The organism is Bacillus rhizoplanae (assembly GCF_917563915.1).
In the GTDB taxonomy this organism is placed as follows: Bacteria; Bacillota; Bacilli; order Bacillales; family Bacillaceae_G; genus Bacillus_A; species Bacillus_A rhizoplanae.
Map to the genome: position 1 here is coordinate 236,311 of NZ_CAKJTI010000002.1, position 21,580 is coordinate 257,890.

A 21,580-nucleotide genomic window follows, 5' to 3' on the forward strand; every position below is an offset into this window, starting at 1 on the left:
TATTTTAATTAATAAAGTAAGCTGTTTCATGTTAGAAAAATTCTGTAACTGCGAATTTAGCAACTGAAATAATCTACTTTTCTATTTGTAGTGAGAAAATATTTGTTTACTAAGCAATCATTTTTATGGAAATTTTTATGATATCTTTCTCTATCAAATTGAAAGCGAGGGTCTGGCCATACAATCGAGAATCATTTGGTTGTCCAAAATTAGCTTCATGAGAGAAAACTTCACTGAGTATTTTTTGCTCGATGATACTAAATTGATTGTTTTCTTTAATCTCTGTTGATTCTATAAGATCCTGGAAGGGAACATCATCTTGGATACTATGGTTTGGAATCTCCTTGTCATGAATTATTGCTGTATAAGTAATGGTTTTACGGATAAAACCAACGATGACAACTACTTCTGAACATACCTTTTCAATGGTAGCAAATATTTGTTTATCAACTTTGGTGGTTCCTTTTTTGGCAGGAGGAACTAACTGAATTTTATGTTCTACAATTTGTCTGCAGCACATAGTTTTCGGTTCAGGAGATGTTGATAATTCTACAGGTTTTTGAATTTTTGGAGATGTTGATAATTCTATAGGTTTGTGAATCGCAGGAAGTTCTGGTGGAACGATATAAGGAAAAAAAGGTGTGCCTGTAACGAAATCTTTTTTATAATCTGGATTCATTTACGCTTCCTCACTTTTTCATTAACATATTATAGAATATGTTTTTTAAATTGCAGATGCTTGTTTTTAATAATGGATTGAAAAAAATGAGCTATTGTCATGCGTAGATAAACTAAGATGGTTTTGTTTTTTTCCTAAGCTACTTTTCAGAACGTACATTACTAGATGACGAAATAATAAAAAGGCTTTTTAGTTTGAGGGACAACTTGCATCTTTCTCTCGAATGTAGTACATTAATTTTAGTTTAACAAAATGAAAGACGATGATAAGGAAAAGTAGTATATACTATAATCCAAAGCGAGTCAGGGACGGTGTGAGCCTGATGAGGCGGTATATGTGAAGAACACCTTGGAGTTGCTAACCGAAATTGAATGGTGTATTCAAGAGTAGACTTAGACGGGAATCCGGCCTGTTACAAACCGGGAAGTATGTGTAATACATACGAGTGAGAGTTGGTCTTTATGACAAATTGGGTGGTACCGCGAAGTTTAACCTTTCGTCCCTTTACGGATGAAGGGTTTTTTTGTATTTAAATATAAGTAAAGGAGAATTTCAATATGGAAAACACATTAGTAAAAAGTCTGTATAGAGAAACTGATAAGTATGTAGATCAAAAAATACAAGTATCCGGTTGGATCCGTAACTTACGTGATTCAAAAGTATTCGGTTTTATCGAATTAAACGATGGTAGCTTCTTCAAAAGCGTTCAAATCGTTTTCGATACAGAACTAGATAACTTTAACGAAATTGCGAAGCTTCCGTTAAGCTCTTCTATTAAAGTAGAAGGAACGCTAATCGCTACGCCAACTGCAAAGCAACCGTTTGAAATTAAAGCGGACAAAATCGAAGTTGAGGGATTATCAGATTCTGATTATCCATTGCAAAAGAAGCGTCACACGTTTGAATACTTACGTACAATCGCTCATTTACGTCCAAGAACGAATGCATTCTCTGCAACATTCCGAGTGCGTTCTATTGCAGCTTATGCAATTCATAAGTTCTTCCAAGAGCGCGGCTTTGTACACGTTCATACACCAATTATTACAGGAAGCGACACAGAAGGTGCAGGCGAAATGTTCCGCGTAACAACGCATGATATGAACAACGTACCAAAAGGTGAAGATGGAAAAGTAGATGATTCAAAAGACTTTTTCGGTAGAGAAACAAACTTAACAGTAAGTGGACAATTGAATGCTGAAGCTTATGCATTAGCGTTCCGCGATGTATACACATTTGGTCCAACATTCCGTGCAGAAAACTCGAACACAACTCGCCATGCAGCTGAGTTCTGGATGGTTGAGCCTGAGATTGCATTCGCTGAATTAGAGGATGTAATGGATCTTACAGAAGATATGCTGAAATATGCAATGAAATACGTGTTAGAACAAGCACCAGAAGAAATGGAATTCTTCAATAGCTTCGTTGATAAAACAGTTCTTGAGCGCATGAATAACGTAATCAACTCTGACTTTGGTCGCATCACATATACAGAAGCAATTGAAGTGCTTCAAAAATCAGGTGCAGATTTCAAATACCCAGTAGAATGGGGTATTGATTTACAGACAGAACACGAAAGATACTTATCAGAACAAATCTTTAAACGCCCTGTATTCGTAACAGACTATCCAAAAGATATTAAAGCATTCTACATGCGTATGAACGATGACGGTAAAACAGTAGCTGCAACGGACTTACTTGTTCCTGGCATCGGCGAATTAATCGGCGGAAGTCAACGTGAAGAAAGAATGGATGTTTTAGTAGACAGAATTAAAGAACTAGGCATGAACGAAGAAGACTACTGGTGGTACTTAGAACTTAGAAAATACGGCGGTACAAAACACGCTGGATTTGGCCTTGGTTTCGAACGTTTCTTAATGTACATCACTGGTATGGCAAATATTCGTGACGTAATTCCATTCCCAAGAACACCAGGTTCTGCGGAGTTTTAATAAAAAATAGGTATATCAACAGCAATCCAGCTGTCTGATATACCTATTTTTTTATTTTTCATTTGAGCAGGGGGAGAGGTGAGATAAGGAGAAACAATTATGAGGAAGAGAAGGGAGCTGAATTTGTGAAAAAAAGAATGATATGTTTCTTAGCGATCATGCTAATCAGTTTAAATGCATGTGGAAAGGAAAAAGAAAAACAAGAAAAAGCAGTTCCTACATCACAAGAGGCAGAGGTTGTTACGTTTCAAGGGAAAGAAATAAAGGAGATTCAGCTTACATCTACGAAAACGAAAGGTACGAAAGTATTGAAAAAAGAAAATGACATAAAACAACTTGTATCCGCGATGGAGCAGGTTGGATTGGCGGAAAACGGGGATGAACCTAAAACACTATTGCTAGATGAAGAAGCTAAATCTGCTATTCGCTACAATATGACTATGGATTATAATGATGGTTCGGTTGAAAATTACTTTGTTTGGGTAGAAGATGACGGGGAAGTTGTAATTGGGCATAAAGATAAGCCAGAGAAAGAACGTGTTGAGTTTTATGATTTGAAAGAAGTCTCAAAAAAGGTTGCAGAGACGTTTAAAACAGAGTAGTAAAAACAAAGGAGCTGACTAAAAAATCCACTTTTTAGTCAGCTCCTTTCACTTTTTGGGATGATCCAGTTCAGCGGCTCGACTACTCGCATGTCGAATATCGTCGGAAGGCCTTTGTATTCTGTCGAAGCGCCGATATATTCTAAAGAACGGTCGATATATTGTGAAAAGCGCCGATATATTCTAAAGAACGGTCGATATATTGTGAAAAGCGCCGATATATTGCAAAGAACGGTCGATATATTGGTGGACACGGAGAAAAGGACTGACCCAAAAGGCACCTATGTGCCTTTTGGGTCAGCTCCTTGTTTAGTCTATACGTATCCTGCCCATACTGAAAAATAGCTATTTCTTCAACAATCGAAACGCCTTTTCCGTATTTGCAAAATGTAATTTCACAAACTCAGGTAATCTGTCTTTTCCAAGCTTTTGAATCAATTTTGCTGCTGCAATATCGACTTGTTTCCCGGCGCCTTTCGGAAGCTTCATACCCGCTTTTTTGCTCAGTTCATCAAACTGTTTGACAAATGAATAACGGGCTAAAATGGAAGCTGCTGCAACGGCGATATGTACACTTTCGCCTTTTGTAGCGAAATATACGTTTTCACGCTGTACGTTTTTCTGTTTTGCTAAATATTTATAATATGTAGCCGGCTGTGTGAACTGATCAATTAATATGCCTTCTGGTTTCGTTGGCGCCATCTTAGCTAATAAGTTTGTAATGGCTTTATTATGAAGCATAGCTTTTAGTTGTCCTTGATTGTAGCCTTTCTCAAACATTTCGTTATATTTTTCGTTGTGAAGAACAAGGGAACTGTAAGGGACAACCGCCAGTAATTGTTTTGCAATTTCACAAATTTGTGCATCATTTAAGTTTTTTGAGTCTTTGACGCCGAGTTCTTTTAACAATGGAATTTGCGCTGCATCGACGTATACTGCAACAACTGTCATCGGTCCCAAATAATCTCCTGTTCCGACTTCATCCGAACCGAGAATAGACATAGTAGCGATGGAAGCTGGCGGTGCATAGGAATGGTCATTTACACTTTTCTTTACAGAAGCTGTCGGCGCTGCAGCATTTGCTTGCCAATGACTAGATTCTTCAGCTGCACGCCCACCCTGAAACATTACCTTTCCTGATTTATAGGCTGTAATTGTGCAAGATGGAACCTTTGCCATGAAGATACCGCCTTGGGGAACTTTTGGCTGCAATGCTTGTGCGTATTTTGTTTTCATGTCCTCTATAACAGCAGAACTTACTTGAATGACAATAGAATTTGACAAAATGATTGCTCCTTTTTCATTATTTACCTCGCGCTTACGGGCAGTAAGACTCCCACCTCAAAATTTTGAGAAATCAAAGAAGATAGGCGGGAGATAACTGCTAGCATGCGCCCGATTGATTCAATTAACCAGCAGTGGGAATAAAGCCTTCTCACTGCTGGAAGTTTCACCTTATATTTTTATCATATCGAATTGTTGTTTCTGTTTCCATATCATGTTTTTTCATGGTATGATAATCTGTAGGATTCTGTACGGGATTGGAGGACAGTAAGTTGTCACAACAAAAAGGAAATCGAAGTCGAATTAATGTAGAAATTTACGGTCAACAATATTCAGTTGTTGGCGATGAAAGTACAAGTCATATACGCATAGTCGCGGCGATTGTGGATGATAAAATGCGCGAACTGAATGCTAAGAGTCCTTCGCTTGACACAAATCGATTGGCGGTGTTGACGGCAGTCAATGTCGTGCACGATTACATAAAATTAAAAGAAGAAAATGAAAAATTGAAAGAAAGAATGAAACAAAAAGGAATTGAATAACATGGTTGATATTATAATCATTGTATTGCTTGTTATGGGTTTTCTTCTTGGTTTAAGAAGAGGACTGGTACTGCAGCTTGTAAAGTTAGCAAGCTTTATTATTGCCTATCTTGTGGCATATTGGTATTGCAAAGATTTAGCACCGGCACTGCAAAAGATTATTCCGTATCCATTTAAGCCAGAAACAAATGTGCCAAATTGGATCGATGCAAATAGTATGGAAACAGTTTTTTACCAAGCAATTGCGTTTATCGCATTATTTATCATTACAAAAATCGCGTTAACGTTACTGGGACAGCTTTTGAATATGTTTACAGAAATCCCTGTTTTGAAACAGGTTAACGCATTAGGCGGAGCAATCTTAGGTTTTTTAGAAGTGTATATTATATTGTTCGTATTAATTGTAATCGGTACGATACTTCCAGTTGAACAAGTACAAACGTCGCTTAATACATCAACAATAAGCAAAGTAATTGTAAATGATACACCGATTCTTTCTGAAAAAGTTAAGGAATTATGGCAGACAGGTAACAAGGTATAACTTCTCTTTTTTAGAAAGAGAAGTTTTTTTCTATGATGGGAAGGCGGGAGAAGAATGAAAGTAAATAAAAAACAAGTGATTCAACTACTTGAGACGATTGCACTTTTCATGGAGCTAAAAGGTGAAAACCCTTTTAAAATATCAGCATTTCGTAAAGCGGCAGCAGCGTTAGAAAGTGATGATCGCAGCCTTTCAGAGATTGAAGATTTTACGAAAATACCAGGCATCGGAAAAGGAACCGCAGCTGTTATTGCAGAATATATTGAACTTGGAACGTCAGAAGTGCTTGCGGAGCTAGAAAAAGAAGTACCGAGCAGCTTATTGCCCCTTTTAAAACTGCCAGGTCTTGGCGGTAAAAAAGTAGCAAAGTTATATAAAGAACTTGGCGTTGTAGATATGGAAACATTAAAGAAAGCTTGTGAGGAGAATCAAATTCAAGCGCTCGCTGGATTCGGTAAGAAAACGGAAGAGAAAATATTAGAAGCAATTGCTCAAGTTGGTTCTCGTCCAGAACGTCTTCCGGTGGCGATGGTGCTTCCTATTGCCGGGGAAATAGAACGGAAATTGTCGAATGTACCAGAAATTATTCGGTATTCCCGTGCTGGTAGTTTGCGCCGTGTTCGCGAAACAGTGAAAGATTTAGATTTTATTATTGCAACAACAGAACCAGAAAAGGTGCGCGAGCATTTACTGCAGTTTGATAATATGATCGAAGTCATTGCAAGCGGAGATACAAAAGTTTCTGTACGCCTTCAGTATGAGTACGATATTTCTATTGATTTCCGTCTTGTTAAGCCGGAAGAATTTATTACAACTCTTCACCATTTCACAGGTTCAAAAGACCATAATGTAAGAATGCGCCAAATTGCGAAAGATAAAGGTGAGAAAATTAGTGAATACGGTGTTGAAGACTTAGAAACGGGTGAAGTGAAGACGTTTGAAACAGAAGAAGCGTTTTTTGCACACTTTGGACTTCCGTTTATTCCGCCAGAAGTGCGTGAAGATGGGAAAGAAATTGACTTGATTGGGCAGTATCCGAATTTAATTCAGTTCTCTCATATTCAGGGTGATTTACATATGCATACGACGTGGAGTGACGGTGCTTTTTCTATTGAGGAAATGGTACAAGCATGCCGCGCTCGTGGATATAAATATATGGCAATTACCGACCATTCACAATACTTAAAAGTGGCGAATGGTTTAACGAAAGAACGTCTTCGTGAGCAAGGAAAAGAAATTGAACGCATTAATGAAAAGTATCCGGATATCACCATTTTACGCGGTATTGAAATGGACATTTTACCGGATGCAACGCTTGATTTTGATGATGAAGTATTAGCGGAGCTTGATTATGTCATTGGTGCTATTCATTCTAGTTTCTCACAAGATCGTGAAACAATTATGAAGCGCCTTCGCATGGCAATTGAAAATCATCATGTGACAATGATTGCGCATCCAACGGGCCGCTTAATTGGTCGACGCGAAGGATATGATGTCGATACAGATTTATTAATTGAGCTTGCGAAAGAAACAAATACTGTACTTGAATTAAATGCAAATCCAAATCGTTTAGATTTAAGTGCGAAACTGTTAAAACAAGCGCAAGATGCAGGCGTGAAAATCGCGATTAACACAGATGCTCATACGCTTGAAATGCTAGAGGATATGGAAATTGGTGTTGCTGCAGCGCGAAAAGGTTGGATTCAAAAAGATACAGTTATTAACACATGGGAAATTGAACGTTTATTAGATTATATTAAGCGTAATAAGTAACACAAGGGGGACAAGCAACTATGTTAGAACGAACGTTGCGGGTATTAGAATATGACAAAATAAAAGAACAATTGCTTGAGCACGTTGCTTCTTCACTTGGCCGTGATAAAGTGAAAGGGCTTATGCCAAGCACGAATTATGAGGAAGTTGTAGAACTTCAAGAAACAACAGATGAAGCAGCGAAAGTAATCCGTTTAAAAGGACATGTGCCGCTTGGCGGGATTTTTGATATTCGTCCAAATGTAAAGCGTGCGAAAATTGGCAGTATGCTAAGTCCGCATGAACTGCTCGATATTGCAAGTACGATGTATGGAAGCCGTCAAATGAAACGGTTTATTGAAGATATGATTGAGAACGGCGTTGAACTGCCGATTTTAGACACGTATGCGGGACGCATTATATCTTTATATGATTTAGAAAAGAAAATTACAAATTGCATTAGTGATGGCGGAGAAGTAGTCGATAGCGCGAGTGAAAAACTACGTGGAATTCGTCAGCAAATTCGTACAGCGGAAAGTCGCATTCGTGAAAAGCTTGAAAACATGACGCGTTCTTCTAATGCACAGAAGATGCTATCGGATACAATTGTGACGATTCGTAACGATCGCTATGTAATTCCTGTTAAACAAGAATATCGCGGTGTATACGGTGGTATCGTTCATGATCAGTCTGCTTCTGGGCAAACGTTATTTATCGAGCCGCAAGTAATCGTTGAATTGAATAACACACTGCAAGAAGCACGGGTAAAAGAAAAACAAGAAGTAGAGCGCATTTTAATGATGTTAACAGAAGAAGTCGCTGCCGAGGCTGATATTATTTTAGAGAACGTTGATATTGTGGCAGAGCTTGATTTTATTTTTGCAAAAGCTTTCTATGCGAAACGATTAAAAGCGACGAAACCGATTTTAAACAATGAGCGTTATATGAATTTACGCCAGGCGCGTCATCCGCTTATCGATCCTAAAGTTGTTGTGCCAAATGATATTGTACTTGGAAAAGATTTTACAACAATCGTTATTACGGGACCGAATACAGGTGGTAAAACCGTTACATTAAAAACGGTAGGGATTTGTATATTAATGGCGCAATCTGGTCTGCAAATTCCTGTTCTTGATGAATCAGAAATTTGTGTGTTTAAACATGTTTTTGCTGATATCGGTGATGAGCAATCCATTGAACAGAGCTTAAGTACATTCTCATCTCACATGGTAAACATTGTTGATATTTTAGAAAAAGCTGACTTTGAAAGTTTAGTACTGTTTGATGAATTAGGAGCAGGAACAGATCCGCAAGAAGGGGCTGCACTTGCGATTTCAATTTTAGATGAAGTATATAACCGCGGTGCGCGCGTTGTCGCAACAACGCACTATCCAGAGCTAAAAGCATACGGATACAATCGTGAACAAGTGATTAACGCAAGTGTTGAGTTTGATGTAAATACATTAAGTCCAACTTATAAATTGTTAATTGGTGTACCAGGACGAAGTAACGCTTTTGAAATTTCAAAACGTCTTGGTTTATCTGACCGCGTAATTGATCGTGCTCGTGGTCATATTAGTACAGAGTCAAATAAAGTAGAAAATATGATTGCTAAGCTGGAAGAAAGTCAAAAGAATGCTGAGCGTGAATGGAATGAAGCAGAAGAGCTTCGCAAGCAATCTGAAAAACTTCATAAAGAATTACAGCGTCAAATTATTGAATTTAACGAAGAACGTGATGAAAGATTATTAAAAGCACAAAAAGAAGGCGAAGAAAAAGTTGAAGCTGCGAAGAAAGAAGCTGAAGGAATTATTCATGAACTGCGTCAGCTGAGAAAAGCAAAGCTTGCTGATATTAAAGATCACGAGTTGATTGAAGCGAAAAGCCGCTTAGCGGGAGCAGCGCCGGAGCTTGTGAAAAAACAAAAAACAAAAGTGAAAAACACAGCGCCAAAACAAGTGCTAAAGCCAGGCGACGAAGTGAAAGTATTAACGTTCGGTCAAAAAGGTCAGCTTCTTAAAAAAGTAAGCGACAACGAATGGAACGTCCAAATTGGAATTCTGAAAATGAAAGTGAAAGAATCCGATATGGAATATATTAATACACCAAATCCTGTTGAGAAAAAAGCGGTGACAGCGGTAAAAGGAAGAGACTATCACGTTTCTTTAGAACTTGATCTTCGCGGTGAACGCTTTGAAGACGCGATGGCACGTGTTGAAAAGTATTTAGATGATGCGCAGCTCGCAAGCTATCCACGTGTTTCGATTATTCATGGAAAAGGAACAGGGGCACTGCGCCAAGGTGTACAAGATTACTTGAAAAACCATCGCGGCGTGAAAAACTTCCGTTATGGTGATATGGGCGAGGGAGGCCTTGGTGTTACCGTTGTGGAACTGAAGTAGGAAAACAAGCAAAGGGGAAACGGCTATGTTTATGGACAAACTTGCAAAAGTATTGTTAGCTTGTTGTGGAACGTTTTTTATTATTGGGGTTATATATTTGCTGTTTTTTGCGAAATAAGGGAGAGAACACCGTTTTGGTGTTCTTTTTCATTGCTTGTTTTCTAGATATTAGAGTATGGGCATGAGTAGAAGTGGTTATGTATAATAGAAGATGTTATACAGGAATAGAAGGAGACGTTATGATTAAAACGAAAAAACTGTTAGAAGAAGCAACTAATTTTATTACAGATTGCTACAATGAGCTAGAAAAATCTCATGAAATACAAGATAGATTATCACAAATTGAATCCGAAATACAGAACACAGGAACATATGATCATACTTTTGAGGAACTTGTTCACGGGGCACGAATGGCGTGGAGAAATAGTAATCGCTGCATCGGTCGTCTCTTTTGGAATAAGCTGCATGTATTAGATGCGCGCGATGTAAATGATACGGAAAGTATATATCAGGCATTACTTCATCATATACAATATGCAACAAACGATGGGAAGATTAGACCTACCATCACCATTTTTAAACAATATCAAGGTGAGCATAATCATATTCAAATTTATAATCACCAATTGATTCGCTATGCTGGATACGAAACAGAACAAGGAATAATCGGTGACTCCCATTCACTTTCATTTTCGGAGTTTTGTCAGGAGTTTGGCTGGAGTGGTGAGGGAACACATTTTGATGTGTTGCCGCTTGTATTCTCAATTGATGGAAATGAACCAGTGTATATACCAATTCCAGAAGAATATGTAAAAGAAGTGCCGTTAGAACATCCAGAATATCCATTCTCCTCTTTGGAAGCGAAGTGGTACGGCGTTCCGATGATCTCTGATATGCGTTTAGAAATTGGCGGTATTTCTTACACAGCCGCCCCCTTTAACGGCTGGTATATGGGAACAGAAATAGGTGCCCGTAATTTAGCTGATCAGGATCGTTATAACCTTCTTCCAGCTGTTGCTGAGATGATGGGATTAGATACGTCAAGAAATAGTACACTCTGGAAAGATAAAGCCTTAATAGAATTAAATATAGCTGTTTTACATTCTTTCAAAAAGCAAGGAGTAACCATTGTAGATCACCATACAGCGGCTCAGCAGTTTAGTCAATTTGAAAAGCAAGAAGCGGCATGCGGTCGTATGGTGACAGGGAACTGGGTATGGTTAATTCCGCCTGTATCTCCTGCAGCAACACATATTTATCATAAGCCTTATCCAAATCAAATACTTACACCTAATTTTTTTCATAAAAAGGGTAAGAATTTGTAAAGATTTGAGCTTGTTGTGTGGAGAAAGTGAAACTTCCATAAGTGGGAGTCTTACTGTCCACGAATAGCGGGATAAAAGAATAACGTGGTATAGTTAGAAGGGCCTGTTTATGGGCGATACTTATATAAAGTGAAACTTCCATCAGTGGGGGTTTTTTTCATCCCCCACTGATGGAAAGCTCTCACCAATCGGGCTCTTAGGGGCAGTTATCCTCCACCTATCTTCTTCGCTTTCTCCAAATCTTGAGGTGGGGGTTTTACTGCCCCTTAGTGCGGGATAAACAGCCCTATTTCATTTTGTGAATATATATGCTTCTAATATAGAGTGGTTTCATACATAAGACAAGTTGTGATAAAGTGAAACTTTCATCAGCGGGGGGCTTTATCCCCGACTGATGGAAAGCTCTCACCAATCGGGCATTAACGGACAGTTATCCCACACCGATCTTCTTCGTTTCTCTCTGAATCTTGAGGTGGGGGTCTTACTGCCCGTTAATGCGGGACAAAACTTCTGACTTCGTATAGGGCCTTTCTTAATAGCTAGAAAGCATTGGAATTGAAAGGTAGGATATGTGATGAAAACAGAAGTTGTTTTAAAGGTTAAGACGAAATACGCAAACGAATTAAAAAGTGGCTATCCACTTATTCTGAAAGAAGCGATTATAAATTTACATGATGTAAATGTAGAAGGTACAATCGTAAAACTTGTAGACGACAAAAATAAGTTTATCGGTAAAGGATATTACGGTAAGCAAAATAAAGGATATGGCTGGGTTCTAACAGGAAAAGAACAAGAACAAATCGACCAAGCCTTTTTTGAAAAAAAGCTGAAATCAGCATTAAATAAGCGTAAAAACTTCTATGAAGATTCGGATACAACAGCATTTCGAGTGTTCAATGGTGAAGGCGATGGAATTGGCGGCTTAATCATTGATTATTATGATGGGTATTACGTAATTAGCTGGTATAGTGAAGGAATTTATCAATTTAATAAAGAGATTATCGAGTCTTTGCAGAATGTTACAGAATTTAAAGCGATCTATCAGAAGAAGCGCTTTGATATGAAAGGTCAATATATTGAAGAAGATGATTTCGTAACAGGAGAACGCGGAGAATTTCCGATTATCGTTAAAGAGAATGGTGTAAACTTTGCAGTCTATTTAAACGACGGGGCAATGGTCGGTGTGTTTTTAGATCAACGCAATGTAAGAAAGCAAATTCGCGACAAGTATGCAGACGGTAAAACAGTCTTGAATATGTTCTCCTATACAGGTGCGTTTTCTGTCTTTGCAGCACTGGGCGGAGCGGCAAAAACGACAAGTGTTGACCTTGCGAACCGAAGCTTAAGTAAAACGATTGAGCAATTTAGCGTGAACGGTGTTGATTACGAAGCGCAAGATATTATCGTAGAGGATGTATTTCACTATTTCAAATATGCGGTAAAGAAAGCACTGAAATTTGATATGGTTATTCTAGATCCGCCAAGCTTTGCACGTTCAAAGAAATATACATTTAGTGCTGCTAAAGATTATAAAAACTTACTAAAAGAAGCAATTGCGATTACAGAAAATAACGGTATTATTGTAGCTTCTACAAATTGCAGTGCCTTCGGTATGAAAAAGTTTAAAGGTTTTATTGATACAGCATTTAAAGAGATGAATGGCAAGTATAAAGTATTAGAAGAACATTCATTACCAGAGGACTTCCAGACTATTTCACAGTTTCCAGAAGGAGATTACTTAAAAGTTGTATTCATCAAAAAAATCAAAGGCTAAATGTACAATATATCGACTATTCAACGAAAAGTCACATAAGAAAAGGAGCTCATATTCAAAAATGAGCTCCTTTTTTTATGAAATAATATTTTTCACACGACCAACTTGTCCATCTTGAAGTCGGACTTTAATACCATGTGGATGTGAAGGAGAATTTGTTAAAATATCCTTCACAATACCTCTTGTTAATTTTCCTGTACGCTGATCTTGCTTTAATACAATATCAACCTCAAGCCCGGGTGAAATATTTGCTCGCTGTTGTCCGTTCATTTATACACCTGTGCGTCTGCGTTGATTGTTTGGTTTCTTCGTTTGTTGATTTTGCAATTTCTTCGTTGCTTGGCTTTGATTTTTAGCAGTTGATCCATTTTCATTTCCTTGCTTTTTCTTCGCAAGTTGCTGTTGCATCAATTCAGCTAAGCTTACTTTTTTATTTTCTGACATATTAAATCTCCTTTTATATACAGTGAATTGTAAACATTCATAGTGAACTCAATCATATCATTGTTGAGGGAAGAAATGAAGTTACAGTATAGAGAAATATCTCGTTTACCAAATTAAACCATCAAGTTACAATGTAGATATAAATTCTTCTAGAAATTGGGTGATGGGCGTGCAACATAATATTTTATTAGTGGAAGATGATTTATCAATCCGTGAAATGGTGGAAAGCTATTTAACAAAAGAGGGTTTTACTGTAGCGACAGCTTCTGATGGAGAAGAAGGGCTTGCAAAGTTTTTGAGTGGTGGTCAGTTTGATTTAATCATTCTAGATCTCATGATGCCAAAAGTTGATGGTTTAGAGGTCATGCGGACGATTCGTGAAACAAGTGCGGTTCCGATTTTAATTATGTCAGCAAAAGACACGGATGTTGATAAAGCATTAGGACTTGGGCTTGGCGCGGATGATTATATTTGTAAGCCGTTTTCTATGATTGAATTGTCTGCACGGGTGAAGGCAGGTATTCGTCGTTCGACAAAATATTCTGCTCCGCAAAAGAAAGAAGATGAAATGATTGTAATAGGTGATTTGAAAATTGATACGACGAATTTTACCGTTCAAAAAAAGAGCAAAGATCTTAAACTCACTTCTAAAGAATTTGAGCTTTTAAAGCTATTTGCGACAAATCGAAATCGTGTGTTTACAAAGGCGCAAATTTATAACTTAATTTGGAATGAAGAATATTACGGTGATGAAAATGTCATTAATGTTCATATGAGAAGGCTGCGGGAGAAAATTGAGGACGATCCATCTCAGCCGCAGTACATTAAGACACTATGGGGCATCGGTTATAAGCTGGAAGTGATATAGAATGGTTTTATTTTTAACGGCTATTATTTTTATATTAATTGGTGTTATTTATTTTCAATATCGCACGGGGAAAAATCGAAGTGCAAATTTACGTTATACATATGAAAAGTTGCAGGATATTGTAGAGAAGCAAACGAGTGAAAACTTATTAGTGGTAACAGATGATAAAGAATTGAAATCATTATTAGTAGCAATTAATTATTTGCTAGATGAAAAGAAAAAAACAATTGCGAAGCATTCAAAACTGGAAATATCGATGAGGAAGATGCTTTCTAACATATCACATGATTTAAAGACGCCGCTTACTGTGATTCTCGGTTATGTTGAAATTTTAAGTATAGATGAAACGATTAGTGAAGAAGAGCGAAAGATATTACTAGAAAAGGTTCATATGAAAACGTTAGAAGTGTTAGATCTCATTCATAAGTTTTTCGATCTCGCAAAACTAGAATCCGGTGATAAAGATATTGCAATGACGCGGATTCATATGAATGAAATTTGTCAGGAACACATGTTATCGTTTTATGATTTATTAACAACGCAAGGATTTGACGTTCATATCGATATACCAGAAACACCAATATATGCGCACGGAAATACAGAAGTCATCGGAAGAATTATGAATAACTTAATTTCAAACGCAATTGCCTATGGGGGAGACGGAAAAACATTAGGGATTACACTGCGAAGTGATGATAAGCTTGTGTACGTTGACATATGGGATAAAGGAAAAGGAATCTCTGAATCTCATATTGATAAAGTATTTGAACGTATGTACACATTAGAAGATTCACGAAATCGTTTGTATCAAGGCAGTGGACTTGGGCTTACGATTACAAAGCGCCTTGTAGAAGCGTTAGGGGGAGAAATTCATCTGTCTAGTACGCCATATGAGAAAACAGTGTTTACGGTTATGTTAAGAAGAATCAATTTTTAGCTTGTAGAAAGAGCAATTCTACAAGCTTTTTTTCAACTTAAGAAATTTGTAAGAATGCAGTAAGAAAAAAGAGAACTTCGTTGCTTACAATGCAAATATGGAGCAATTGCGAAAGGGGAATGACCAATGACATATGTATTGAAAACGAATCAATTAACAAAAGTGTTTCATGGTAAAGAAGTTATTTCTAATGTGAATATGCATGTGAAGCAGGGTGAAATATATGGATTTTTAGGGCCAAACGGTGCTGGTAAAACAACAATTATGAAAATGATAACGAATTTAATCAAACCGACAAGTGGTGAAATTGAGATTTTCGGTGAGAAATTAACAAGTACATCATATGAAGTGTTAAAGCGAATGGGGACGATTATTGAATACCCAATCTTTTATGAAAAACTAACAGCGAGAGAGAATTTGTATTTACATTGTGAGTACATGGGCTATTATGACAAGAAAGCAATTGACCGAGCATTAGACCTTGTAAACTTACACAATGTGGACGACAAGAAGGTAAAAGACTTTTCACTTGGGATGAAACAGCGATTAGGGATTGCAAGAGCTATTACGACAAAACCAGAGCTATTAATTTTAGATGAACCAATTAATGGTTTAGATCCAATCGGCATTAAAGAATTACGAGAATTATTTAAAATGCTTTGTAAGGAATATGGGATTACTCTATTAGTTTCCAGCCACATTTTAGCGGAAATGGAGCAAATGGCAGATACAATTGGTGTCATTCAAAATGGGAAACTTATAAAAGAAGTTTCGATGAAAAGTATTAACGGTAAGCAAACAGAGTATATTGAGGTTACAGTTCAGGATGTAAACAAAGCAACTTACGTTTTAGAAAATAAACTACGCCTTACAAACTTTAAAGTGATGAATGAAACTATGATTCGAATTTATGAAACGACAATAGCACAGCAGGAAATCTCGAAAATGCTCATTATGAATGATGTCGTAATTGAAGGAATTAATAAGAAACATAGTTCACTGGAAGATTATTTCTTAAACCTTATGAATGGAGAGGGAATTCATGCTTAATCTGATGAGATTAGAATTGATAAAAAGCAAACTGGGTTCTTCCATTAGAGGAGCATTTATTGCGGCGTTTGTAATTTTTGGTTTTCTTCTACTAGTTGGATATATTTCAAAATCAGAAGGAGAAATTATTTTTACAAATTATAATGAATTATTTTCTGTCATAGATACTTTAGTACGGGCAACGTTTATTATTTTTGGAGCGAGTTTACTGGCAAAAATCATCGTTCAAGAATTTACAGATAAGACGATAACAGTGCTATTCATGTATCCAGTCAATCGACAAAAACTTATTATCGCTAAGCTACTCATTGTGATTGCATTTACTTTTTTCTCAATGATTATTTCGGAAACGATTGTGTTTAGTTTGTTTTATGTTGCTAATGCGTATAATCCAGTGCTTTCGGAAGCATTAACATTACCGATTGTTACACATAATGCAGCGAAATTAGTGATGAATGCAATCGCAGCAACGGGCATGAGCTTAATCCCGCTTTTCTTTGGAATGAGAAAGTATTCCGTTCGTACGACTATTATCTCTTCTATTATAATCGTGTCTCTCGTATGTTCGAATAATGGTGGAACTTCATTAAATGATATTATTATCATTCCGATTATATTAGCTTGTATTGGAGCAGTAATTGCTTATATGACAGTGCGAAAAGTTGAGCAGGCGGACTTGTTTAAATAAGCGAAGTAGATGAAATAGGAGGCGAGGCCATTATGCTACAGCTCATGAAGCTAGAAATGAAAAAGTTTAAATTTGGTTGGTATGTAAAAGGTGCGTTGATCGCCAACATCATTATTACAGCCTTATTCATTTCTATGAACTATATCCAGGAAGTGGAAAAGGATGTAATTATGACGAATTCTGAGGAGGCTTTTTTATTGATAGGGGCAATGGTGCGGGCAACATTTATTGTGTTTGCAGCAGTATTACTTGCGCAATTAGTTATTGAAGAATATAAAAATAAGACAATAATGCTTATGTTTTCTTATCCGATCAAGCGGAAGAAAATCATTGCCAGTAAATTAGCCATTATAGCCATACTGACATTTATAACAATTTGGTTATCTAATATAGTTATTACAGGTGCTGTCTTTCTTTTACAAGGATACTTCTCGTTTATATCATACTCTATAACATTTACTGAATGGATGCAGCAAGCTATCACCATGATTCCATTTGCAGTCGCTGCTGCAGGTACAAGTTTAATTCCACTATATTTCGGGATGCGTAAGCATTCTGTTCCCATCACAATTGTATCATCGTTGCTTGTCGTTTCATTCGCTTGTTCTTATAATCCAGCATTCTCAGTAGTTACCATTATTCCCATTCAGCTCGTCCTTGCAGCTGTTGGAATTATAATTGCCTACTTAGCAATTCGAGACATTGAGAAAGAGGATGCGATTTAGTTTTTATCATTGAAATTGGATTTGGATGACTTTAATTTTAATAGGACTCTTTAGCTTAAGAAATTTGTAAGGAATAGGTAAGAAAAAAGAGAATTTCATTTCTTATTATATAGATATAGAACGGGAGCGAAATGGGAATGAAATACGAAGTGCTGTTTTGATAGGAATGGCACTAGTATTCAGCATAATAAAAGTTAATTAGGGAGGAATGATTATGGATTTACTGGTACTTAATCTAGTAGGTGGGCTTATAGCACTTTTAATAGGAGTAATCTTATATTACAGAAATCCAGAGCAGAAGTTTTCTTTACTTTTAATGGTGATAGGGATAGTAGGCGTAAGTATAAATGGGATTAGAATGTTTTTTGAATAGGTGACGAATTGCAAAAATGTATCCCGCTATTCGAGGGCAGTAATACCCCCACCTCAAGATTTAGAGAAAAGCAAAGAAGATAGGTGGGGGGATAACTGCTGGCATGTGCCTGAGTGGGCGGGCTTTCCATCAGTGGGGGATGAAGAAAAACTCCGCTGATGGAAGTTTCACTTTATCATTGAAATTGAACTTGTATAACTCTAATCTACTAGAAAAAATTAATTCTTTATTTTCATAAACTCCAATAGATCTTCAAAAGCTGCTTGTTGGTCGCTCCATAATTCAGGCAATTCGTCTAAGGGGAAAAATTTTAGCTGTAAGCTTTCATCGTTATAAGTATGTAAATTTCCGTGGAAGTCTCTACAAATATAAGCTAACTTCACTAAGGCAAGTTGATCTCCGTTAGATAGCGTTTTTTCGTATTCTTTTCCAGAATACACATTAAAGAATTCAAGTTTTCCTAATTTTAAACCCGTTTCTTCTAACACTTCTCTTCTTACTGTATCTTCAACTGTCTCACCAATTTCCATAAATCCGCCAGGCTGTCCCCATTGTCCATTATCAGATCGTAATTGCAGAAGTACTTCATTTTTTTCATTAAATATAAAACAGCCTGCGGCCACCATGATTACTTTTTCATGCCCAACCATATTTCGTAAATAGCTTATATAATCCATACGTTTCAGCTCCAATATTAATTTACATCTATTATAAATGATTCCAGGGAAGTTCATTTTGTCCTTTTTTAAAAGAATAGAATAAAAGGATGGTGTATATAAAAAAACAAGGTTCCTCAAAAAAAGAGGGACCTCATTTTCATTTAGAAAGCGAATGTTACATCTTCGGAGCTTCCATCCCAGCTAGAGCCCACTCTTCTTTTGCAGGGCCGTAAATACCAGGAACCTTTAATCCGGCTTGACGCATGAGTACTGTCATTTGCCCGCGATGGTGGTTTTGATGGTTGATGACAGTCATTAAAAATATTGAATTTGGCATTGGTTTTCCGAAAAAATCATTTATCGTTGCTAAATCTTTATCTGTCCATTGTGTTTGTATTGCCTCAGTAAATGCCTCATTCATTTGACGGTAGCTGTTTGCGATATGCTGAGCTGACGTTGGGACAGGATGATCCTTTGTTTCTCCTCCAAACTTTAATCCTGTACCGGATGTAATGACAGGAATAGCAGTGACAATATGCCACGCAATGCGTCCTAACGTCCAGTTGTCCGGTGTAATTTCTTGTGTCAGTGATTTATCAGTTAGCATATCTAATACTTTTTGTGTTGATTCTGCTTCGTATTTCCAAGATGTTAAAAAGCCTTCAATTGTTTGGAACATAGAAAAAACCTCCTATGATTAGATTCAAATGGTAAATTCGTGAAAGTTTTATGGTTTCCTTCTAGTATGAAGAAAAATAAAGGAGTTGCATTGTTATTAGATTACTATGTCAATCCTTTCTCGCAACATTATAACAGTAAAAAAGAATAACTCAGAACATTTTGTTTCGCATAGCTGTAAGATTTTATATGTGTAGAGTTTAATGGTAAGGAGGAAGCTGGAGTTCTGAGTATATAGTTGCGGGTATTGTGGCATTTGGTATAGGGATATGGAAAAGGAAAGTTGTGTTTTCATTATTAACTGGAGTGATTACACTTGTTTGTTGGAGAATGCTTGTGGGATGGTAATAGTTATAAAGTAGTCTGAATATTATGATTGTAACGTGATAATCCCTATAATATAATAAAAATAATCAACATGAATACACATTCAGTTTTCCTTGTTTTAGAGGAAAGCAGACCGTTAGTATAGGAGAATGATACGCTGATGGTAGTTTTATAATGTAGAGAAGGGGGAGTTTTAATATGGAAAGGCCCTGGCTAAAAAGTTATCCAAAGGAAATTCCGCATACAATTTCCTACGATATGCAGCCTCTTCATGTGTATTTACAGCAAACAGCTTCACAATACCCAGATAAGAAAGCGCTTCACTTCCTTGGGAAAGATATTACATTCTCAGAACTAGATCGTAAAGTTAGGCAATTCGCCAACTATCTTCGTAAACTAGGGATAGAAAAAGGGGATCGAGTTGCCATTATGCTGCCAAACTGCCCGCAAGGTGTTATCGGTTATTATGGAACACTATTAGCTGGCGGTATTGTCGTGCAAACGAATCCGCTTTATACAGAAAGAGAGCTTGAATATCAGCTTCATGATTCAGGAGCGAAAGTCATTCTGTGCCTCGATTTAGTGTTTCCGAAAGTCAGCAATGTACAGTCCTCAACTGATATTGAGCATGTCATCATAACACGCATCGCAGATTTTTTACCATTTCCGAAAAATTTATTATATCCATTTGTGCAAAAGAAACAAACGAATCTTGTGGTGAATGTAAGAGAAAGTGAGAATATCCACGTTTGGAAGTCCATTGAACGTGCAGAGGATGAAGCAGTAGACGTTCCATGTGCTCCTGAAGAAGATGTAGCACTTCTACAATATACAGGCGGGACGACAGGATTTCCAAAGGGTGTAATGCTCACACATAAAAATCTTGTATCAAATACAATTATGGGCATGTATTGGCTGTATAATTGCAGAAAAGGAGAAGAAGTCATTCTTGGCGTACTTCCATTTTTTCATGTATATGGTATGACGGCAGTAATGAATTTATCAATTATGCAAGCGTATAAGATGGTGCTCGTTCCGAAATTTGATATTAAAATGGTATTAGAGGCAATTAAAAAACATCGTGTGACGTTATTTCCTGGAGCCCCGACCATTTATATTGCGCTATTAAACTATCCTGAACTTCATAAATATGATATTTCTTCCATTAGTGCATGTATTAGTGGATCAGCACCGCTTCCGGTAGAAGTGCAAGAACAATTTGAAAGTGTAACAGGTGGAAAGCTTGTAGAAGGATACGGCTTAACAGAATCATCCCCGGTTACACATGGTAACTTTTTATGGGCAAGGCGAGTGCCGGGAAGTATTGGGGTGCCGTGGCCTGATACGGATGCGCGCATTATTTCGTTAGAGACAGGTGAAGCATTGCCAATAGGAGAGGTTGGAGAAATTGTTGTGAAGGGTCCGCAAGTGATGAAGGGTTATTGGAATAAACCAGAGGAAACAGCAGCAGTTTTGCAAGATGGCTGGCTTTATACGGGTGATGTTGGATATATGGACGAAAACGGCTTTTTTTATGTGAAAGATCGTAAGAAAGATATGATTGTTGCCAGTGGATTTAACGTATATCCACGCGAAGTAGAAGAAGTATTGTATGAGCACGAAAAAGTGCAAGAAGTTGTCGTTCTTGGTGTGCCTGATCCGTACCGCGGTGAAACGGTGAAAGCTTTCGTTGTTATTAAAGATGGTGTAACATGTTCAGAAGAAGAATTAAATGAGTTTGCTCGTAAATATTTAGCAGCATATAAAGTTCCTAAAATATATGAGTTTCGGAAAGATTTGCCGAAAACAACTGTTGGGAAAATTTTACGTCGTGTACTTGTTGAAGAAGAGCTGCGAAAACAAGAAGATGAGCAGACGGGCTAAACGCCCTTTCTTTTTTGGATGAGTAGCATTGACAATATTTTAAATAGTCAGTATTATTAAAATGTGAATGAATCATCATTCAGTCATCTTCTTGAAG

Annotated in this window: 21 protein-coding genes and 1 other annotated feature; of the genes, 15 read left to right on the top strand and 6 right to left on the bottom strand. The window is 37.2% G+C overall.

Features of this window, described 5'->3' with window-relative positions:
- Nucleotides 1-109: 109 nt before the first annotated feature.
- Complete coding sequence (locus tag LRP84_RS03280) at nt 110-679, bottom strand: hypothetical protein (RefSeq protein ID WP_230573769.1); 570 nt, start codon at nt 677-679, stop codon at nt 110-112.
- A gap of 253 nt (nt 680-932) precedes the next feature.
- Nucleotides 933-1,186, top strand: a binding site (T-box leader).
- Between the two features lie 50 nt (nt 1,187-1,236).
- On the opposite strand from LRP84_RS03280, the gene asnS reads away from it, so the two are divergent.
- On the top strand, nt 1,237-2,628 hold the full coding sequence (asnS, locus tag LRP84_RS03285; RefSeq protein WP_230573770.1) for an asparagine--tRNA ligase: 1,392 nt from the start codon (nt 1,237-1,239) through the stop codon (nt 2,626-2,628).
- A gap of 125 nt (nt 2,629-2,753) precedes the next feature.
- Nucleotides 2,754-3,230 (top strand): hypothetical protein, encoded by a 477-nt coding sequence (locus LRP84_RS03290; RefSeq protein WP_230573771.1) that lies wholly within the window; start codon nt 2,754-2,756, stop codon nt 3,228-3,230.
- A gap of 345 nt (nt 3,231-3,575) precedes the next feature.
- On the opposite strand, the gene rnhC is transcribed toward LRP84_RS03290, so the two are convergent.
- Nucleotides 3,576-4,514 carry a ribonuclease HIII gene (gene rnhC, locus LRP84_RS03295; RefSeq protein ID WP_230573772.1) on the bottom strand — a complete coding sequence of 313 codons (939 nt, stop codon included), beginning with the start codon at nt 4,512-4,514 and terminating at the stop codon, nt 3,576-3,578.
- Between the two features lie 272 nt (nt 4,515-4,786).
- Between rnhC and zapA the strand changes: the two genes are divergently transcribed.
- The 6 genes from zapA to LRP84_RS03325 all read left to right on the top strand — a co-directional run bounded on the left by zapA (nt 4,787) and on the right by LRP84_RS03325 (nt 12,850).
- On the top strand, nt 4,787-5,056 hold the full coding sequence (gene zapA, locus LRP84_RS03300; protein ID WP_230573773.1) for a cell division protein ZapA: 270 nt from the start codon (nt 4,787-4,789) through the stop codon (nt 5,054-5,056).
- Between the two features lies 1 nt (nt 5,057).
- Nucleotides 5,058-5,597: a CvpA family protein gene (locus LRP84_RS03305; RefSeq protein WP_230573774.1), complete on the top strand. Its 540-nt coding sequence runs from the start codon at nt 5,058-5,060 to the stop codon at nt 5,595-5,597.
- A 54-nt stretch (nt 5,598-5,651) separates the two neighbouring features.
- Entirely contained in the window at nt 5,652-7,370 is a 1,719-nt protein-coding gene (gene polX / locus LRP84_RS03310) for a DNA polymerase/3'-5' exonuclease PolX (RefSeq protein WP_230573775.1), read from the top strand.
- Nucleotides 7,371-7,390: 20 nt separating this feature from the next.
- The gene (locus LRP84_RS03315; RefSeq protein WP_230573776.1) at nt 7,391-9,751 is read left to right on the top strand and encodes an endonuclease MutS2; all 2,361 of its coding nucleotides are present in this window, start codon (nt 7,391-7,393) and stop codon (nt 9,749-9,751) included.
- Nucleotides 9,752-9,990: 239 nt separating this feature from the next.
- Nucleotides 9,991-11,076, top strand: coding sequence for a nitric oxide synthase oxygenase (locus LRP84_RS03320; protein WP_230573777.1), 1,086 nt, complete (start codon nt 9,991-9,993; stop codon nt 11,074-11,076).
- Between the two features lie 574 nt (nt 11,077-11,650).
- The gene (locus LRP84_RS03325; protein ID WP_230573778.1) at nt 11,651-12,850 is read left to right on the top strand and encodes a class I SAM-dependent rRNA methyltransferase; all 1,200 of its coding nucleotides are present in this window, start codon (nt 11,651-11,653) and stop codon (nt 12,848-12,850) included.
- Between the two features lie 75 nt (nt 12,851-12,925).
- On the opposite strand, the gene LRP84_RS03330 is transcribed toward LRP84_RS03325, so the two are convergent.
- Nucleotides 12,926-13,120: a YwbE family protein gene (locus tag LRP84_RS03330; RefSeq protein WP_230573779.1), complete on the bottom strand. Its 195-nt coding sequence runs from the start codon at nt 13,118-13,120 to the stop codon at nt 12,926-12,928.
- Nucleotides 13,121-13,294 carry a hypothetical protein gene (locus LRP84_RS03335; protein WP_230573780.1) on the bottom strand — a complete coding sequence of 58 codons (174 nt, stop codon included), beginning with the start codon at nt 13,292-13,294 and terminating at the stop codon, nt 13,121-13,123.
- Nucleotides 13,295-13,463: 169 nt separating this feature from the next.
- Between LRP84_RS03335 and LRP84_RS03340 the strand changes: the two genes are divergently transcribed.
- The 6 genes from LRP84_RS03340 to LRP84_RS03365 all read left to right on the top strand — a co-directional run bounded on the left by LRP84_RS03340 (nt 13,464) and on the right by LRP84_RS03365 (nt 17,935).
- On the top strand, nt 13,464-14,162 hold the full coding sequence (locus tag LRP84_RS03340; protein ID WP_230573781.1) for a response regulator transcription factor: 699 nt from the start codon (nt 13,464-13,466) through the stop codon (nt 14,160-14,162).
- Between the two features lies 1 nt (nt 14,163).
- Nucleotides 14,164-15,099 carry a HAMP domain-containing histidine kinase gene (locus LRP84_RS03345; RefSeq protein WP_230573782.1) on the top strand — a complete coding sequence of 312 codons (936 nt, stop codon included), beginning with the start codon at nt 14,164-14,166 and terminating at the stop codon, nt 15,097-15,099.
- Nucleotides 15,100-15,225: 126 nt separating this feature from the next.
- Complete coding sequence (locus LRP84_RS03350) at nt 15,226-16,149, top strand: ABC transporter ATP-binding protein (RefSeq protein WP_230573783.1); 924 nt, start codon at nt 15,226-15,228, stop codon at nt 16,147-16,149.
- Nucleotides 16,142-16,837, top strand: coding sequence for an ABC transporter permease (locus tag LRP84_RS03355; RefSeq protein ID WP_230573784.1), 696 nt, complete (start codon nt 16,142-16,144; stop codon nt 16,835-16,837). Before LRP84_RS03350 ends, LRP84_RS03355 begins: the two co-directional genes overlap by 8 nt.
- 32 nt (nt 16,838-16,869) lie before the next feature.
- A complete protein-coding gene (locus LRP84_RS03360) occupies nt 16,870-17,562 on the top strand; it encodes an ABC transporter permease (protein ID WP_230573785.1) in 693 nt (230 codons plus the stop codon).
- 214 nt (nt 17,563-17,776) lie between these two features.
- Nucleotides 17,777-17,935: a hypothetical protein gene (locus LRP84_RS03365; protein WP_230573786.1), complete on the top strand. Its 159-nt coding sequence runs from the start codon at nt 17,777-17,779 to the stop codon at nt 17,933-17,935.
- A gap of 218 nt (nt 17,936-18,153) precedes the next feature.
- Here the strand turns inward: LRP84_RS03365 and LRP84_RS03370 are convergent, their stop codons facing one another.
- Both LRP84_RS03370 and LRP84_RS03375 read right to left on the bottom strand, forming a co-directional pair.
- Nucleotides 18,154-18,612, bottom strand: coding sequence for an NUDIX hydrolase (locus LRP84_RS03370; RefSeq protein WP_230573787.1), 459 nt, complete (start codon nt 18,610-18,612; stop codon nt 18,154-18,156).
- A 157-nt stretch (nt 18,613-18,769) separates the two neighbouring features.
- Complete coding sequence (locus tag LRP84_RS03375) at nt 18,770-19,273, bottom strand: DinB family protein (protein ID WP_230573788.1); 504 nt, start codon at nt 19,271-19,273, stop codon at nt 18,770-18,772.
- 524 nt (nt 19,274-19,797) lie between these two features.
- Here LRP84_RS03375 and LRP84_RS03380 point away from each other — a divergent pair.
- Nucleotides 19,798-21,483, top strand: coding sequence for a long-chain-fatty-acid--CoA ligase (locus LRP84_RS03380; RefSeq protein ID WP_230573789.1), 1,686 nt, complete (start codon nt 19,798-19,800; stop codon nt 21,481-21,483).
- Nucleotides 21,484-21,580 lie beyond the last annotated feature (97 nt).

Bases quoted from the DNA above. Each gene is read 5' to 3' on its own strand.
- LRP84_RS03280 (WP_230573769.1), bottom strand. From the start codon at position 679: ATGAATCCAGATTATAAAAAAGATTTCGTTACAGGCACACCTTTTTTT.
- asnS (WP_230573770.1), top strand. From the start codon at position 1,237: ATGGAAAACACATTAGTAAAAAGTCTGTATAGAGAAACTGATAAGTAT.
- LRP84_RS03305 (WP_230573774.1), top strand. From the start codon at position 5,058: ATGGTTGATATTATAATCATTGTATTGCTTGTTATGGGTTTTCTTCTT.
- polX (WP_230573775.1), top strand. From the start codon at position 5,652: ATGAAAGTAAATAAAAAACAAGTGATTCAACTACTTGAGACGATTGCA.
- LRP84_RS03315 (WP_230573776.1), top strand. From the start codon at position 7,391: ATGTTAGAACGAACGTTGCGGGTATTAGAATATGACAAAATAAAAGAA.
- LRP84_RS03320 (WP_230573777.1), top strand. From the start codon at position 9,991: ATGATTAAAACGAAAAAACTGTTAGAAGAAGCAACTAATTTTATTACA.
- LRP84_RS03325 (WP_230573778.1), top strand. From the start codon at position 11,651: ATGAAAACAGAAGTTGTTTTAAAGGTTAAGACGAAATACGCAAACGAA.
- LRP84_RS03330 (WP_230573779.1), bottom strand. From the start codon at position 13,120: ATGAACGGACAACAGCGAGCAAATATTTCACCCGGGCTTGAGGTTGAT.
- LRP84_RS03335 (WP_230573780.1), bottom strand. From the start codon at position 13,294: ATGTCAGAAAATAAAAAAGTAAGCTTAGCTGAATTGATGCAACAGCAA.
- LRP84_RS03345 (WP_230573782.1), top strand. From the start codon at position 14,164: ATGGTTTTATTTTTAACGGCTATTATTTTTATATTAATTGGTGTTATT.
- LRP84_RS03350 (WP_230573783.1), top strand. From the start codon at position 15,226: ATGACATATGTATTGAAAACGAATCAATTAACAAAAGTGTTTCATGGT.
- LRP84_RS03355 (WP_230573784.1), top strand. From the start codon at position 16,142: ATGCTTAATCTGATGAGATTAGAATTGATAAAAAGCAAACTGGGTTCT.
- LRP84_RS03360 (WP_230573785.1), top strand. From the start codon at position 16,870: ATGCTACAGCTCATGAAGCTAGAAATGAAAAAGTTTAAATTTGGTTGG.
- LRP84_RS03365 (WP_230573786.1), top strand. From the start codon at position 17,777: ATGGATTTACTGGTACTTAATCTAGTAGGTGGGCTTATAGCACTTTTA.
- LRP84_RS03370 (WP_230573787.1), bottom strand. From the start codon at position 18,612: ATGGATTATATAAGCTATTTACGAAATATGGTTGGGCATGAAAAAGTA.
- LRP84_RS03375 (WP_230573788.1), bottom strand. From the start codon at position 19,273: ATGTTCCAAACAATTGAAGGCTTTTTAACATCTTGGAAATACGAAGCA.
- LRP84_RS03380 (WP_230573789.1), top strand. From the start codon at position 19,798: ATGGAAAGGCCCTGGCTAAAAAGTTATCCAAAGGAAATTCCGCATACA.